The 15,865-nt window shown below is 71.8% G+C and carries 14 protein-coding genes; 9 read left to right on the top strand and 5 right to left on the bottom strand.

Features of this window, described 5'->3' with window-relative positions; all coding sequences use genetic code 11:
• Nucleotides 1–370 precede the first annotated feature (370 nt).
• Entirely contained in the window at nt 371–1,402 is a 1,032-nt protein-coding gene (locus SANBI_RS13670; protein ID WP_319155937.1) for a DUF3152 domain-containing protein, read from the bottom strand.
• 247 nt (nt 1,403–1,649) lie between these two features.
• Here SANBI_RS13670 and SANBI_RS13675 point away from each other — a divergent pair, with 247 nt between their 5' ends.
• From SANBI_RS13675 to SANBI_RS13690, 4 genes are all read left to right on the top strand, one after another.
• Nucleotides 1,650–2,324, top strand: a complete 675-nt coding sequence (locus SANBI_RS13675) for a TetR/AcrR family transcriptional regulator (RefSeq protein ID WP_056129050.1) — start codon at nt 1,650–1,652, stop codon at nt 2,322–2,324.
• Nucleotides 2,325–2,389: 65 nt separating this feature from the next.
• Nucleotides 2,390–2,614 carry a DUF3107 domain-containing protein gene (locus tag SANBI_RS13680; RefSeq protein WP_056129045.1) on the top strand — a complete coding sequence of 75 codons (225 nt, stop codon included), beginning with the start codon at nt 2,390–2,392 and terminating at the stop codon, nt 2,612–2,614.
• A gap of 167 nt (nt 2,615–2,781) precedes the next feature.
• Nucleotides 2,782–4,236, top strand: coding sequence for a hypothetical protein (locus SANBI_RS13685; protein WP_319155941.1), 1,455 nt, complete (start codon nt 2,782–2,784; stop codon nt 4,234–4,236).
• A 22-nt stretch (nt 4,237–4,258) separates the two neighbouring features.
• Nucleotides 4,259–5,497 carry an ROK family transcriptional regulator gene (locus SANBI_RS13690; RefSeq protein ID WP_319155944.1) on the top strand — a complete coding sequence of 413 codons (1,239 nt, stop codon included), beginning with the start codon at nt 4,259–4,261 and terminating at the stop codon, nt 5,495–5,497.
• A 123-nt stretch (nt 5,498–5,620) separates the two neighbouring features.
• Here SANBI_RS13690 and SANBI_RS13695 read toward each other — a convergent pair whose 3' ends face one another.
• On the bottom strand, nt 5,621–6,355 hold the full coding sequence (locus SANBI_RS13695; RefSeq protein ID WP_319155947.1) for a ferritin-like fold-containing protein: 735 nt from the start codon (nt 6,353–6,355) through the stop codon (nt 5,621–5,623).
• Nucleotides 6,356–6,664: 309 nt separating this feature from the next.
• Between SANBI_RS13695 and SANBI_RS13700 the strand changes: the two genes are divergently transcribed.
• A complete protein-coding gene (locus SANBI_RS13700) occupies nt 6,665–8,446 on the top strand; it encodes a DEAD/DEAH box helicase (protein ID WP_319155949.1) in 1,782 nt (593 codons plus the stop codon).
• A gap of 201 nt (nt 8,447–8,647) precedes the next feature.
• On the opposite strand, the gene SANBI_RS13705 is transcribed toward SANBI_RS13700, so the two are convergent.
• Complete coding sequence (locus SANBI_RS13705) at nt 8,648–9,277, bottom strand: MarC family protein (RefSeq protein ID WP_319155951.1); 630 nt, start codon at nt 9,275–9,277, stop codon at nt 8,648–8,650.
• Nucleotides 9,274–10,128: a PHP domain-containing protein gene (locus SANBI_RS13710; protein ID WP_319155954.1), complete on the bottom strand. Its 855-nt coding sequence runs from the start codon at nt 10,126–10,128 to the stop codon at nt 9,274–9,276. The genes SANBI_RS13705 and SANBI_RS13710 overlap by 4 nt, the downstream gene beginning before the upstream one ends.
• A 219-nt stretch (nt 10,129–10,347) precedes the next feature.
• Here SANBI_RS13710 and SANBI_RS13715 point away from each other — a divergent pair, with 219 nt between their 5' ends.
• Both SANBI_RS13715 and SANBI_RS13720 read left to right on the top strand, forming a co-directional pair.
• The gene (locus tag SANBI_RS13715; RefSeq protein ID WP_319155957.1) at nt 10,348–11,232 is read left to right on the top strand and encodes an alpha/beta fold hydrolase; all 885 of its coding nucleotides are present in this window, start codon (nt 10,348–10,350) and stop codon (nt 11,230–11,232) included.
• A 10-nt stretch (nt 11,233–11,242) separates the two neighbouring features.
• Nucleotides 11,243–12,802 carry an aminopeptidase P family protein gene (locus tag SANBI_RS13720; protein WP_319155959.1) on the top strand — a complete coding sequence of 520 codons (1,560 nt, stop codon included), beginning with the start codon at nt 11,243–11,245 and terminating at the stop codon, nt 12,800–12,802.
• Between the two features lie 136 nt (nt 12,803–12,938).
• Here SANBI_RS13720 and SANBI_RS13725 read toward each other — a convergent pair whose 3' ends face one another.
• Nucleotides 12,939–13,730, bottom strand: a complete 792-nt coding sequence (locus SANBI_RS13725; RefSeq protein WP_319155961.1) for a YflT domain-containing protein — start codon at nt 13,728–13,730, stop codon at nt 12,939–12,941.
• Between the two features lie 146 nt (nt 13,731–13,876).
• Here SANBI_RS13725 and SANBI_RS13730 point away from each other — a divergent pair, with 146 nt between their 5' ends.
• Entirely contained in the window at nt 13,877–15,160 is a 1,284-nt protein-coding gene (locus SANBI_RS13730; RefSeq protein ID WP_056129021.1) for a magnesium transporter MgtE N-terminal domain-containing protein, read from the top strand.
• On the top strand, nt 15,153–15,752 hold the full coding sequence (locus tag SANBI_RS13735) for a DUF1003 domain-containing protein (protein WP_319155965.1): 600 nt from the start codon (nt 15,153–15,155) through the stop codon (nt 15,750–15,752). Before SANBI_RS13730 ends, SANBI_RS13735 begins: the two co-directional genes overlap by 8 nt.
• Nucleotides 15,753–15,865: the final 113 nt, after the last annotated feature.

Below are 15,865 nucleotides of genomic sequence, written 5' to 3' on the forward strand. Positions count from 1 at the left end.
GTGCTTGCGTGACGGGCGCACCGGACAGCGGGCCCGCGACAGACTCGTCGACGACGGTGGCGGTGCCCCAGCGGTTGTACGCCGTCACTCGGCGGACGGGCAGCTGCGACGCCATGCGCGACGGATCGTGCCCTGTGATCGCACCGGCGATCTTCGTCGAGCAGGGCTGCCCGGCCCACTCAGGACGGTTGGCACATGCGACGTCCGCCGTGTTGGCTGCCGCCGTGTAGCAGACGGCGACCGTCGTCGCAGAGTCATTCCCTGTCGAGCCTGGCTTCTCGGTACCGCTCGCGACCTGCGCCGCCAGGACCCCGGCGCCACACAGGAGCCTCCCTCACGACGGCAGCGGCGTCGCATGGTCGTCGACCACCTACGGCCTAGGCCACCCGTTCGGCACGCAGCGGATGGTCGCGCCGCTCTGCTGGACCATCACGGGCGCGAGGGAGTCTGTCGCCCCGCACTGCTCGTGCCTGTGCCCGAGGACGTGGCCGACCTCATGGTTGATGAGGTACTGGCGGTAGGCGGCCATGTCGTCGCCGTAGTTGGGCGAGCCCTCGACCCAGCGGAGGTAGTTGAGCACGGCGTGGTCGGTCACGCCGCAGGACCACAGCCCGCCGGTGTCGAGCGGGGCGCAGAGCGTGTCGACGGTGCTCGGGCTGGCGAGGGTCACTGTGAAGGTGGCGTCGGCGGCGTCGGTCCGGGCGAAGGTGCGGGACCCGTCACCGCCCCAGCTGCGAGGGTCGTTGAGGGTGGCCAGGACGAGGTCGGCGACCTTGGTGCCGTCCACGTCGAGACCCTGTTCGACCTGGATGCGGACCGTGGAGACCTCTCCAGCACCCGGGGCCGGGCTCGAGCCGGGGACGACGTCGAGGAGCCCGGTCCCGGACACGGGGACGTCTGTCGAGAGGATGCCTGCGGCGAAGTCGACCTCGTCGACACCCTCGGGCAGCACGGGTGCGGCAGCCTCGCTCGCCCCGAGCTCGGCCACCTGGGCGGGATCGTCGGCCGCGAGGCCAGCGACGTCGCCCGACCCGGAGGCTGCGGAGTCACCGGCCTGCGGGCGGGCTGCAGCGATGTCGGGGAGCGCCTCGATGTCGAGGGGGTTGAGGGAGAGCACGCTGCCGGAGCCCGCTGCGCTGTCGGAGCCGGACCCGGACACCGCGGTGGCACTGACCCCCGAGCCGTCTCCGGCGGCGGCCTCAGGGGTCGGCTCGGCGAGGACGTCGCGCTCGTCGTCCCGGCTCGCCCGGTCGTCGACCCGAGGCTGTGCGCCGGCGGCCGTCCCGGCAGGTGAGATCGATGCATCCGGCTGCTGGTTGCCCAGAGCCGACCACACGGCTCCGGCCCCGGTGCCCGCCAGCACGCCGGCCAGGACTACAGCCACGGCGGGTCGCACGCGCATCCCAGAACGGCGAGAAACCCGGGTTGACGTGCGGATCTGCCCGCCCGACCGCTCGGCACGCAGCTGGCTCCGGGTGAGCCCCGACGAGTCTCCCGACTGCGGCGAGCGCGAGGCGTCGCGGGCGTCTGGGAGGGGTCGGGGGGTGGGCACGGCTCCCATGGTGCCAGAGATGATAGGCCGAAGGACCTAGTCTGGGGCTGTGGTCAACCACCCTGCACCCGATCCTCACAGACGGGCCAAGCCCCGCATGCCGAAGAACGAGCGGCAGGCGCAGATCCTCACGATCGCGCAGGACCTCTTCGCGGCCCAGGGCTTCCACCACATCTCGATGGACGACATCGCCGACAGGGCCGAGGTGTCCAAGCCGATCCTCTATCGCCACTTCCCGTCCAAGCTCGACCTCTACCTCGCCGTCATCGACGAGCGCGGGCAGGCTCTGGTGGACGCCGTGGCCCTCGCCCTGGTGCCCGTCCGCGAGGCTGTCGCCGCCGCGGCGGCGTCGGGCGCCGACGACGCGAGCGTCGACGGCTACGACGTGGTGCACGCCGTCGTCCGGGCCTACGTGGACTTCGCCGAGGGCTGCGGCGTCGCAGCCTCGCTGCTCTTCGAGTCCGACGTCACCCGTGACGACCTGGTCCGCGAGCGCGTGGAAGACCCGAACCGGCGCAACGCCGAGCTGTTCGCCGGGGTCCTCGAGTCCATCACCGACCTCACGCCAGCCCAGACGCTGACCATCGCCCGGACGGCGACGGCGATGGCGCGGGTCGCCGCCTCCGACGCCCTGCGGGGTGAGCGTGCGGCGGATGCGGCCCGCCGCCCCGAGGACGCGGCGGAGATGGACACCCCTGAGCTCATCGCACAGTTCGCTTGGCGCGGAATTCACGGGATGGTGCGACGCGAAGTGCCCTCCGAGGGGCGATGATCGTCGGGAGACATCACGAGCACGGCTGACCGGCGGCGCTCACGACCTGAAGAGAGTGGGACTTCGTGGAGATCACGATCGGTGTTCAGAACCTGGCGCGCGAGATCGTCGTCGAGACCGACGCGACCGCGGACGACGTCGCCGCACGCGTGAGCGCGGCGCTCAAGGACGGCACCGTCCTGGAGCTCACCGACGCCAAGGGGCGCCGGGTGCTCGTCCCGGCCGCGACCATCGGCTACGTGGAGCTCGGCTCCGAGGAGCAGCGCAAGGTGGGCTTCGGCGCCATCTGAGGCGTCCCCACCAGCACACCGCACGACCCGAAGGCTCCCCAGGCGCTCGCCGCCCGGGGAGCCTTCGTGCGTCCCGGTGACCGCCCATCACCGGAAAGCGCATGCCGATCCCTGGACACCACTTCTTCTAAGGGTTAATTTAACCCTGCGAGGACAGCGCGACCACCGTGGTGCTGTCCGGCTGCGGCGACGATGCGACGGTCGACGGGGGACCTGCCGGTGACGTGGTCCGCCTGACGCTGGACGCCACCCGGCCCTCGGCCCTGGTGACCGCCGCGGCGGGGCGCATCGTCGTCTCGCTGTCGACAGTCGCCGACGCGACCCGGCACACCGCGCCGGTCGACGCTCGCAGGTCACGCCACGACGCCGCAGGTGCCTCGAGCCCCGTGGGGACACAGCGCGGGCTGGTGCCCCTCCGCACCGCGCGCACCACCCCCGCGCGTCTCTACGACGACGTGTCAGTGTCGACGCACGACGACAGCGCACCGTCGCTCGAGTCCCTCGGCGTCTACCGTGGTCGCGGTCGCTACAGGACGACGGTCCACGCGAGCGCGGCAGAGGCGGTCCTCCTCGTCGGGGCAAGCGACATCGTCGACCTGCGCCTGAGCGGCGCTGCCCCTGGTACCGCCGACGAGGTCCTGCCCTCCGTCGCGCGCTTCGGAGCGGCGCACCTGGTCAACCTGGGCCACCGCCACGGCGATCTCGACCTCACGGCAGACGTGGAGATCTGGGGGCACGCCAACTTCGACGACCACAGGCTCCCGGCGCTGCGGCTCGGGTCGCTGCGCGGGATCGGCGAGGCCTACGCCGTCGAGTCGGTCATCGACGTCACGGCGGGATGGGAGGTCGCGACAGCTCACCCGGAAGGCCTCTCGGGTGATCTTGCGGGTGACGTCTCAGAGTCCTCAGGCCCGTCCTGGCCGGGCCGCGGACCGCGGCCGCTCCGCACGCTCGGCGGGTGGTCGAGCACACGGCTCGGCGCTCCGCTGAGCTGCACGCGGTCTGTCGTCGTCCCGCACGGCACCCGGGCGGCGCTGCGGCTGCACGGCCAGACGCGCCCCGTCCACGTCGCCGTCGACGGGCACCCACCCGTCGTCGTCCACCCCGTCGACCCGTGGCTCGTGCTCCCCGACGCTCCGGCGGCGAACGGCTCAGGTGCCCGGCACCGCCTCGCGCTCACCTGGCCCCACGACCCCTCGCAGCCCGGGATGCGGGCCGAGATCCTTGCTCTCAGGCCGCTGACGACGTGGGAGGTCGCTCCTCTGACCGAGCAGAGCCTCGACGAGCGGGCTGCCGCGCGCCGGTCGGGGACAACCGTCGACCTGCCTGTCGAGCTGGATGCGGGCGACGACCTGTGGCTCGATCTCGACGTGCCCACGAGCCCGACGGGGCTGCGGCTGCAGCTGGCCGGGCACCAGGTCCGTGTCACGGCCTGGCTGGGCGGCCGCAGTCTCGGGCGTGTGTGGCTCGGCGACCAGGCCCGACCCGTCGTGAGCGGCGGTGACCCAGAGTCGCTGTGGACCCCCGACGTCCCGGCCGGATCTGTCCTCACCCTGCTGGTCCACGGGACCGCGGGCGACCTCCCGCCGAGACTCGACAGCGTGGCACTATCAGCACCATGAACCCAGCAGGTGGCGGTGCGCCATGAGCAGACGGACCGCTCGTGACCTGCGCTCCGAGAGCCGGATGGCGGTGCTCCGGGCGTTCTTCACGCTCCGCACCGCCACCCGGCAGGAGCTGTCCCAGCACACAGGCCTGAGCGTCGCGACGGTCTCGACGCTGGTCAAGGAGTTCCTCTCCGCCGGCGTCGTGCAGATCGAGGCCATGGTGTCGACAGGGGTCGGCCGTCCCCTCGAGCTGCTGCGGCTCGACCCGGGGCGCGGCTACCTCGTGGGGGTCGACGTCGCCGAGACCTACGTCGAGACGACGGTCTTCGACCTCAGCCTCGAGCCCCTCGGGACGGTCTCTGTCCCGCTCGACGAGCACCTCAACTCCCCTCAGTACGTGGTCGACGGGATCCGTCTCGCCGTCCACGGCGTGCTCGCCCTCGCGTCGATCGAGGCGTCCTCCGTGGTCGGCGTCGGCGTGAGCCTGCCCGGGCAGGTCCAGCCCGACCTCGGGGTCTCGGTCTTCGCGCCGAACTGGGACTGGCACGACGTCCGCATCAAAGACCTGCTGACCGACGACCTCGGCATGCACGTGCACGTCGACAACCCGCTCAAGGCCATCACCGTCGCCGAGCTCTGGTTCGGGGCCGGTCGCGAGCACCGCGACCTGGCGATCGTCAACCTCGGGACCGGTGTGGGCTCAGGCTTCGCGCTCAACGGAGAGCTCGTGCGCGGGGTGAGCAACAACGCAGGCGAGTGGGGCCACACGCTCCTCGTGTTCGAGGGTCGGCTGTGCAGGTGCGGTCGGCGCGGCTGCGTGGAGGCCTACGTCGGGGTCGGCGGGCTGATGGCGACCCTCGCCGAGATCCAGCCTGCGCACCCCGCGCTGCGGATCACGCAGCAGAAGCCTTTTGTCGACGCCGTGCAGTCGGGGCTCGTCTCGGGCGACGGGGCGATGGTCGAGCTCGTCGACAGGACGGCCCGGTACCTGGCGGCGAGCCTGGGCGACCTCGTCAACATGATCAACCCCGAGCACGTGGTGCTCACGGGCTGGACCGTCGCCCGCCTCGGAGACTGGCTCATCCCCCTCGTCCGCGAGAAGATCCAGCCGGCCGCCCTGGCGAGCAGCCTGGCCGTGCTGACCATCAGCGCGTCGGCCCTGTCGTCGAGCACCGTCGCCCTCGGGATGAGCACGCTGACCCTCGAGCACTTCCTCGCGGCTGTCGGTCTGCCCAGCAGCGCCGGGACCACCGGGAGCGGCACCGTCGCAGGCTGAGCACCGGAGCCCGACCGAGGTCTACGCCCGACCGTGGGACCTCGGTCGTACGGTCGACCTCAGGCTGGGGGTGAGCAGGGTGGAGTGAGCAGGTCCGTCTGAGCCGGGTGGCCTGATCCGTCCTCAGGCCGTGAGCCCGATGCGCCCCATCCGGCGCGAGTGCGCCGCCGTGAGGTGCGAGAACAGCTTGGCGCCCGAGGTCGACTGCTCGGCCGGGTCGACGGGCTCGCAGGCGAGCACGCGGACGAGGCCCGGTCGTGCGCTGAGCAGGTCGTTGACGAAGCCGAGGGCCTCGCCGACCAGGCGGCGCCCCCACAGGGCGAGCCTGGACCCGAGGACCTCGTCGGCGGCTGCGGCTGCAGCGAGCTGCTCGGCCGCGAGCGCGTCGGGCGCGAAGGACTCGAGCGCCGCGTCGATGACGGCCCGGCTGGGTCCGTCGAACCGCTCGGCGAGGACCTGGAGGAAGTCGTGGGCGACCCCGAAGCCCACGTAGCCCTTGAGCAGGCCTTCCCACCAGGTGCTGGGCGCTGTGCGGTCGACGAAGTTGTCGAAGCTGCCGACGAAGGACCCGAGCCGGTCTGTGGCGTCCTCGCCGAGGGTCGTGATGCGGTCGAGGACCTCGCCCTGCCCCGCGAGGGCCGCAGAGGCGAGGTGGGCGAGCTGGAGGCAGGTGTCGAAGTCTTCGGCGTGGCGGGAGTCGCCGGCGAGCTGGGTGAAGGCGGCGAGCTGGCCGTAGGCGACGAGGCCGAGGAGCTCGCACTCGTCGGCGACGCTCGGCGGGGTGCGCAGACCTGGGCTGACCTGCGACGTCGCAGGCACTGTGGGCGCCGGGTGGACCGGTGCGTGTGCTTCGCTCATCCGACCAGGATAGGCCGGTCGGTGGTGCCCGCGGCTCGGGGCGTGCGCGAGGACCGTCGCCAGGGGCAGGAACCTGCCCGTCGTGGGCGTCGTCGGCTAGACTGCACCCTGTACAACGGTTGCCCGGTCGTCTCGACCCTCGTCGTGCGCTACGCCCCGCTGCGTGGATGCCGCCCGACACCGCCTATCTACGATCGGCTGCCGGCCACAGGCGAGCTTGCCCGTCCTGACACCGGAACGTCGTAGACCTGTCTGCGCCGTGGCCCCTGCAGCGACGTGTGGCGCCGCCCAGACATCACATGAGGCAACGTGACCAGCTCTACTTCCAGCAGCGTGCAGGCTGCAGACGTGACATTCGGCGACTTCGGTGTCCGCCCCGAGATCGTCCAGGCCCTCGCCGACGCCGGCATCGTGGCTCCCTTCCCCATCCAGGCGATGACGCTGCCGGTGGCGATGGCGGGGCACGACATCATCGGCCAGGCCAAGACGGGCACCGGCAAGACCCTCGGCTTCGGCGTGCCACTCCTCCACCGCGTCGTCGCACCGGGTGAGCCCGGGTACGACGAGCTGCCCGCACCGGGCAAGCCGCAGGCTCTTGTCATCGTCCCCACGCGCGAGCTCGCCGTGCAGGTCGCCAAGGACCTCGACGCGGCGTCGACCAAGCGCTCGGTCCGCATCGTCCAGCTCTACGGCGGCCGTGCCTACGAGCCGCAGGTCAAGGCGCTCGAGCAGGGCGTCGAGGTCGTCGTCGGGACCCCGGGGCGCATGATCGACCTGCTCAAGCAGGGTTTCCTCGACCTCACCCGCGCCCAGTGCGTGGTGCTCGACGAGGCCGACGAGATGCTCGACCTCGGATTCCTCCCCGACGTCGAGAAGCTGCTCTCCCGCACCCCGGCCGTGCGCCACACGATGCTGTTCTCGGCGACCATGCCGGGTGCTGTCGTCGCGATGGCCCGCCGGTACATGAAGCAGCCGACGCACATCCGCGCGAACGACCCCGACGACGGCGGCCAGACCGTCAAGAACATCAAGCAGGTCGTCTACCGCGCTCACGCCCTCGACAAGGTCGAGGTCCTCGCCAGGATCCTGCAGTCCGAGGGCCGTGGCCTCTCGATCGTCTTCGCACGGACCAAGCGCACGGCCGCGAAGGTCGCCGACGAGCTCGCCGACCGCGGTTTTGCCTCCGGTGCGATCCACGGAGACCTCGGCCAGGGTGCCCGCGAGCAGGCGCTGCGCGCCTTCCGCTCGGGCAAGATCGACGTCCTCGTCGCGACTGACGTCGCCGCCCGTGGCATCGACGTGGACGAGGTGACCCACGTGGTCAACTACCAGTGCCCCGAGGACGAGAAGACGTACCTGCACCGCACAGGCCGCACCGGCCGCGCCGGGCACAAGGGCACCGCGGTGACCTTCGTCGACTGGGACGACCTGCCCCGCTGGTCGCTCATCAACAAGGCGCTCGACCTCGGCATCCCCGAGCCCGTCGAGACCTACTCGACGTCGCCGCACCTCTACACGGACCTCAACATCCCCGAGGGCACCAAGGGCCGCCTGCCGAAGTCGGCCCAGACCCGCGCGGGCCTCGACGCGGAGACCCTCGAAGACCTCGGCGAGACCGGCAAGCGCGGGGCGGCCCGCCCGGCGCAGTCCGGCGGTCGTGGCGACTCGGCTCGCGGAGACTCGAGCCGGTCCGACGCTGGCCGTGGCGGTCGCTCTGGCGAGCGCTCCGGCGGTCAGGGCGGACGCAGCCACGGCGGTCGCGACAGCGCACGTCGCGACGACGCTCCCCGCGACAGCGCCCCGCGTCAGTCCGAGCCGGCTCCTCGTGCCGAGCGTGCCGCCGAGGCTCCTGCGGCCGGCGAGGCACCGGCCGAAGGCACCCGCCGTCCGCGGACCCGTCAGCGCACCCGCACCACGGGCACGGCCGCGAGCAGCACGGGCTCGACGGATGCACCCGCCTCCGCGCCGTCCGAGCAGCCCTCGAGCGCGCCGAGCACCGACGGCGAGGGCACCCGCCCGCGCCGTCGCCGTCGCCGCCCGGCTGGCACCTCGGAGCAGGGCCGCAGCCCGGAGGCCCCGGTCTCTGCCTGACGGTCCGAGCCCCAGCAGCACCAGCAACACCTAGAAGCAGCCAGCCCCCAGCAGCACAGCGAGAGCGGCGGTCCCCGACGGGGCCGCCGCTCTCGGCGTCTGCGGGTGTACCCGGTCAGACGACGACGAGGCCTGCACCCGCCGTCAGACGGGTGCAGGCCTCGCACGCTGTGCGGCCTCTCCGCGGCCGCTGTCGACCCGCTACGCGGTCTGGACGAAGGCGATGACAGCGTCCGCGATGAGCTGGACGGCGATGGCCGCGAGCAGCAGACCCGCGATCCGGGTGACGAGCAGCGTGCCGCCCTCGCCCAGCAGCCTGTGCACGACGCTCGCGAAGCGCATCGCTGCCCACAGGCACACGCACACGAGGACGAAGCCGACGAAGATCGACGTGAGGTCGCGGACGTCGCCGTCGGCGCGCTGCACGAACAGCATCGAGGCGACGATCGCACCGGGGCCGGCGAGCAGCGGTGTGCCCAGCGGGACGAGGGCGACGTTGACGTTCTTCGAGCTGGCGGTCGGCTCTTCCATCTTGCCGGTGAGCAGCTCCATCGAGATGAGGAACAGCAGCACACCGCCCGAGGCCTGGAGCGCGGGTATCGAGATGTGCATGTAGGTGAGCAGCTGCTGCCCGAAGACTGCGAAGGCGAGGATGACACCGGCGGCGACGAAGATCGCGGTCCGGGCGGCCTTGGCGCGCTGCTTGTGCGTCATGGCGCTGGTGAGCCCGAGGAAGATCGGCACCGTCCCCGGGGGGTCCATGATGACGAACAGGGTGATGAAGACCTCGATGAACAGACGAGCGTCGAACACGGCGTCCAAGGCGCTCATGGGCGGATCACGTCACTACGACCTATCTCTTCGATCTGGGCGAGCACCTCGGGGTGTGTGGTGTTCTCGCCGAGCCGGTTGGGTTTTCCGGCTCCGTGGTAGTCGCTCGAGCCGGTCACGAAGAGACCGAGGGACCGGGCAATCATAGTGAGTCGTCGCTGCTGTTCCGGACCGTTGTCGCGGTGGCGCACCTCGAGCCCGGCGAGCCCTGCGGCAGCCATCTCCTCGATGACGGCGTCGCCGACCACCCGGCCCCGCAGGTCTGCTCCAGGGTGCGCGAAGACGGGCACCCCGCCGGCCGCTCGCACGGCCCGGATCGCGTCGATCGCGTCGGGGGCGTAGTGCGGCACGTAGTAGTCGGAGCCTGTGCGCAAGATCGTGGCGAAGGCCGCAGACCTGTCGGGGGCGTAGCCGGCGTGCACGAGCGCGTCGGCCAGGTGCGGGCGCCCGATCGTCGTGCCCGGCTCGGTCTGGGCCAGGATGTCGTCCCACGTGAGGTCGAAGTCCCGGCTCAGCAGCTCGACCATCGTCCGGGCCCGCTCGGATCGCGCCCGGCGCACCTCGTCGTTCTGCGCCACGAGGACCGGGTGCTCAGGGTCGTGGAGATAGCTGAGCAGGTGGACGCTGATGCCCTCGGACCTGGCCGACACCTCGGTCCCGCGGACCAGCGCGACCCCCGTCCGCAGGGACGCCTCGGCGGCCTCGGCCCAGCCCGACGTCGTGTCGTGGTCGGTGAGCGCGACGACGTCCAGACCGGCGGCTGCCGCAGACTCCACGACACCGCCGGGACTCTCCGTGCCGTCCGAGGCGTTGGAGTGGGTGTGGAGGTCGATCAGGAGGTCGCTGGGCACTCGCACACTCTACTTTCACGGCACGTGCCCGGGCCGCGCGCCACGTGCGCGGCCCCCGGTGCGATCCTGGTCGGCGGCCCTCGCTGGCCCTCGACCAGCGTTGTCCGGACTGGCCCTGGGCTCCCGCCCTGAGGTGCCCAGCCCCGTCCAGACCGAGCGACCCACAAGAACCGAACGACCCAGAAGTACCGAACCGACCCAGAGAACAGGTGGAACACCGTGCAGCGTCCGGCGATCGTCTTCATCCACGGGGTGCGCAGCTCGAGCGCGCTCTGGGAGCCCCAGCTCGAGGCCGTGCGGGCCGAGGGCTACGAGGCCGTCGCCGTCGACCTGCCCGGGCACGGCTCACGACGTGACGAGCGCTTCACCCTCGAGGGAGCGCTCGACGTGGTCGACGCAGCCGTCGCCTCGGTCGGCAGGGGCACGGGCCCCGTGGTCGTGGCGGGCCTCTCGCTCGGTGGCTACGTCACCCTCGAGTACGCGGCGCGTCGCCCTGCACGGCTCGTCGGCGCTGTCGCGTCGGCCTGCACCTGCGACCCGCACGGCAAGCCCGTGCTGCTCTACAGGGACGCGGCGCACCACGTCGCGCGGACCCTGACCTCGGTGCGTGCGCACCTGCCCGTGCTGCCGCGACGACCGCGCGCGTCAGCGGTGGGGCGGGCCGCGGGGCTCCCCGTCACGGCAGCTGCCGCGGAGCACGCCGGCGGCCCGGTACGTCTGGACGGCGCCACAGCCTTCAGGCCCGGCTGGGACGTGGTCACCGACATGCTCGGACAGCTCGCCGGGCGGTCCGCCGTCGAGAGCGCCTCGAAGATCGACGTCCCCCTGTGGTTCGTCAACGGCAAGCGGGACCACATGCGCCTCGAGGAGAAGAAGTACCTCGCCGCCGCGCCGCACGCCCGGCTGGTCGTCATCCCCGGCGCCGGCCACGACGTGAGCTCGGAGGCCCCGGACGAGTACACGGCGGTCCTGCTCGGGGCCCTCGCGGACCTCGAGGCAGGCCGGGCCCGCACCCCGGCGCAGGCCCCGGCTCCCGTGGGCTCCCACCAGCGCACCCACCACCAGGGACCATCGGTGGCTGTGCCGGACGCCTCCGTGGTGTGAAGATGGTGGGATGAGCTCGGACACCACTGACACCAGCACCCTCGGCGCCGACAGCACCCCTGACGCCCCCGAGGGAACCGCCCAGGCACTCGAGGACCGCAACGAGAACCGCTCGCAGCGCCCCTCGTCTGCTGCCTTCCGCGACTTCATCACGAGCGGCTGGGGGCCGCGCGTCGACCTGGGCGTCGTCCCGGGCGCGGCTGCGCCCTACACCGCAGCCCGCCGAGACGCGGTGTCGGCCGCCTTCCCCGGCGAGCGCCTCGTGGTGCCGGCCGGGACGCTCAAGCAGCGCTCCAACGACACGGACTACAGGTTCCGTCCGCACTCGGCCTTCGCGCACCTCACAGGTTTCGGCTCTGACCAGGAGCCCGACGCCGTCCTCGTCTTCCACCCGCTCGGCGACGAGGGCCACGAGGCTGTCCTCTACGTCCGCCCGCTCGCCCCGCGCGACACCGAGGAGTTCTACGCCGACTCCCGCTACGGCGAGTTCTGGGTCGGGGCCCGCCCGTCGCTCGACGACGTCACGACGTCGACGGGCATCCGTGCCGCGCACATCGACGAGCTCCCCGACGCGCTCGCGAAGGACACCGGCGAGGGTGGCGTGCGCCTGCGCGTCGTGCCCGGCGCCGACGAGTCCACGTCGATCCTCGTCGAGTCGCTGCGACACCTCGCGGGCGAGGTCGACGACGCCGAGACCGCCGAGGTCGACGCCCAGCTCGCCGAGATGCTCTCCGAGCTGCGCCTGATCAAGGACGAGCACGAGATCGGCCAGATGCGCGAGGCCGTCGACCAGACGATCGCCGGATTCGAGAAGGTCGTGCGCGCCCTGCCGCGTGCGACGGAGCACGCGCGCGGCGAGCGCGTCGTCGAGACCACCTTCGACGGGCACGCCCGCCTCGAGGGCAACACCGTCGGCTACGAGACCATCGCCGCAGCCGGTGAGCACGCGACCACGCTGCACTGGATCCGCAACGACGGCCAGGTCCGCGCCGGCGAGCTGATCCTGGTCGACGCCGGGGTCGAGGTCGAGTCGCTCTACACGGCCGACGTGACCCGCACCCTCCCCGTCGACGGCACCTACACCGACGTCCAGCGCCGCGTCTACACGGCTGTGCTCGACGCGGCCGACGCTGCCTTCGCCGTCGCGAAGCCCGGCACGAAGTTCGCCGACATCCACGCGGCGGCGATGGTCGTCATCGCAGAGCGCCTCGGTGAGTGGGGCCTGCTGCCCGGGACCGCCGAGGAGTCCCTCGACCCCGAGGGCCAGTTCCACCGTCGCTGGATGGTGCACGGCACCAGCCACCACCTCGGCATGGACGTGCACGACTGCGCCCAGGCCCGCCGCGAGATGTACCTCGACGCCGTGCTCGAGCCCGGCATGGTGTTCACCATCGAGCCCGGTCTGTACTTCAAGAGCGACGACCTGTCGGTCCCCGAGGAGTACCGCGGGATCGGCGTGCGCATCGAGGACGACGTCCTCATCACGGCCGACGGCCACGAGAACCTCTCCGCGGCGCTCCCCCGCCGTCCCGAAGAGGTCGAGGCCTGGATGGCGTCGCTGCGCGACTGACCGTCCGACCGCCGAGCGACCTCGCCCTGAGCACGACGCAGCCCACCTGGTCTTCGGACCAGGTGGGCTGCGTCGTGCTCGAGGTCAGACGGCCGCCTGCGGCTGCGGAGCGGAGGGCTGATAGCTGGTGCTCAGCTCACACGTCTGCCGGCGGCTGCGGGGCGGTCGGCTGCTGGACCGAGGGCTGCTGGACCGGCGGGACGGGAGCCTGCTGCTGCGGGCTGCCCGGGTACTGCGGCTTGCCGTCGACCACCCGGACGCCGTAGCGGGGTTCTCCGCTCGGGGTGACGTGCTGGGGCGACGGTGCGGGAGCTGTCGGTGCCTGCGGCGCCGCAGGTGCTGCGGGCGGTGTCGGCGCGCCGTAGGACTGGCCGTAGGCGGGCGGCTGGACAGGCTGCACGGAGGCGAGCGGATGGGCGGCCTGCGCTGGGCCAGGACGTCCGAGGAGGTTCGCCTCGCGCAGGATCTGCGTGGCCTGCCCGGCGGTCTCCCGCTCGCAGAGCACGGCGTAGGAGGACGCCACGATCTGGCTGGACGACGTGAAGTCGCGCTTGCCGCGCGTCAGCGAGAAGGACAAGACCGAGAACAGCAGACCGAAGCCTGCACCGATCCCGATCGCCGCCACGATCGAGTACACCGAGCCCTCGGGCGAGAACATCGTCAGCAGCAGCCCGACGAAGAGGCCGAACCACGCTCCGGACGCCATGCCGGCGACGGCGACGCGCGGGTAGGTCAACCGGCCCGTGACCCGCTCGACCATCTTGAGGTCGGTGCCGACGATCGTCACCTGCTGGACCGGGAAGCCCTTGTCCGACAGGGCCTCGACAGCCTTCTGGGCGTCGAGGTAGGTCGAGTGGACGGCGATCTGCTCACCCTGGGGAAGGGTCGGCAGCTTGGGTGCTACGGAGTTCTGGCGAGGCATGCTCATGCCTCATTCTTGCGCAGAGTCCACCCGCCTGCCAGGGACGTCCTCTCACCGCTGAAAAGCGCTCTCGTGCCTCTGGTCAGGAGCATCACAGCCGGACCGGCCGGCGGGCGCATGCCAGACCTCGACGGGGTGCGTAGTCTTACCGCGTGAGCAGCGCCGGAACTCAGGTCTTTGTCGCGCGCCTCGCCGGAACCACGGTCTTCGATCCGCTCGGAGACCAGGTCGGCCGGGTGCGCGACGTCGTCGTCCTCGTCCGCTCCAAAGGTGCGCCGCGCGCCGTCGGGCTCGTCGTCGAGGTCCCGGGCCGCCGCCGCGTCTTCCTGCCGCTCACGCGCGTCACGAGCATCGACGCCGGACAGGTGATCTCGACGGGCCTGCTCAACATGCGCAGGTTCGAGCAGCGCGCCATGGAGACGCTCGCCGTCGCCGAGCTCTTCGACCGCACTGTCGAGATGGTCGACGGCTCAGGGCCGGTCACGATCGAAGACGTGTCGATCGAGAAGCAGCGCACCGGTGACTGGCGCGTCAACAAGCTCTTCGTCCGACGTGCGGGCTCGGGCAAGGGGGCGCTCGGTCTGCGTCGCCGCGGCCACACGCAGGTCGTCGACGTCGAGGCCGTGACGGGGCTCGCGGACGTCTCGGCGGCTCAGGGCGCCGCCCTGCTGCTCGAGGCCTACGACGCCCTCAAGCCAGCCGCCCTCGCCGACGTGCTCCACGACCTCGGCGAGAACCGCCGCATCGAGGTGGCCGGAGCCCTCGACAACGACCGCCTCGCCGACGTCCTCGAAGAGCTCCCGGGCGACGACCAGGTCTCGATCTTGTCCTCCCTCGACACGGGTCGTGCCGCCGACGTCCTCGAGGCCATGCAGCCCGACGACGCCGCCGACCTGCTGCACGAGCTTCCCGACGCCCAGGCTGCCGAGCTGCTCGGCCTCATGGAGCCCGACGAGGCCAAAGACGTCCGCCGCCTGCTCGCCTACGACGAGAACACCGCCGGCGGCATGATGACCACCGAGCCCGTCATCCTCTCCCCCGAGACCTCGATCGCCGCGGCGATGGCGCACATCCGCCGCGCCGACCTGTCACCGGCTCTCGCGTCGATGGTCTTCGTGGTGCGCCCGCCGCTCGAGACCCCGACGGGGCGGTTCCTCGGCGTGGTGCACTTCCAGAAGATGCTCCGCGAGCCCCCGCACGAACCCCTCGGGTCGGTCCTGGACACCGACGTCGAGCACGTGCAGACCGATGCGCCGCTCGGGCAGGTGGCCAGGATCCTCGCCGCGTACAACCTGCTGGCCCTGCCCGTGCTCGACAGCGAGCGACGGCTGCTCGGCGTGGTCTCGGTCGACGACGCGCTCGACCACATGCTCCCGGCCGACTGGCGCGAGAGCGACGACACCGAGAGCACCAGGAACGAGGTGACCCGTGGCTGAGCGCCTCGACACGCCCAAGGAGTCACGCCGGAGCCTGATCCCACGGGTGCGGGTGGAGCAGGACGCCTTCGGTCGCGCCTCCGAGGGCATCGCGCGGTTCATGGGGACACCCAGGTTCCTCGTCTACATGACTGCCTTCTGCATCGCGTGGCTGGCCTGGAACGTCTGGGGCCCGGAGAACCTGCAGTTCGACTCGGCAGCCCTCGGCTTCACGGCGCTCACGCTCATGCTCTCCCTGCAGGCGTCGTACTCCGCGCCGCTGATCTTGCTCGCGCAGAACCGCCAGACGGACCGTGACCGGGTCACGGCCGAGCAGGACCGCCAGCGCGGCGAGCGCAACCTCGCCGACACCGAGTACCTGGCCCGTGAGATGGCCGCGCTGCGCATCGCCCTGAGCGAGGTCGCGACCCGCGACTTCGTGAGGTCGGAGATCCGCAACCTCCTCGAGGAGATCGCGGTGAAAGACTCTGCTCGCGACGCAGAGCGAGAGGCAGAGCGCGACGCCGAGCGCGAGGCGGACCGGGAGGCCGAACGTGAGGCAGGCCGGGAGGCCGAGCGGGACGTGAGCCGGGAGGCCGAGCGACAGGACTGAGGACCGCGGCGCTCGCTCGAGCGCAGGGCCTCGCCCTGCGTCGTGGTCACGGTGAGGACGTCTCTCGTGCGGGTGACCAGGGCCTCTCGTCCTGGGAGGAGAGGCTGTCCGCC

Origin of the sequence: Sanguibacter biliveldensis, from assembly GCF_033798665.1 — a bacterium.
In the GTDB taxonomy this organism is placed as follows: Bacteria; Actinomycetota; Actinomycetes; order Actinomycetales; family Cellulomonadaceae; genus Sanguibacter; species Sanguibacter inulinus.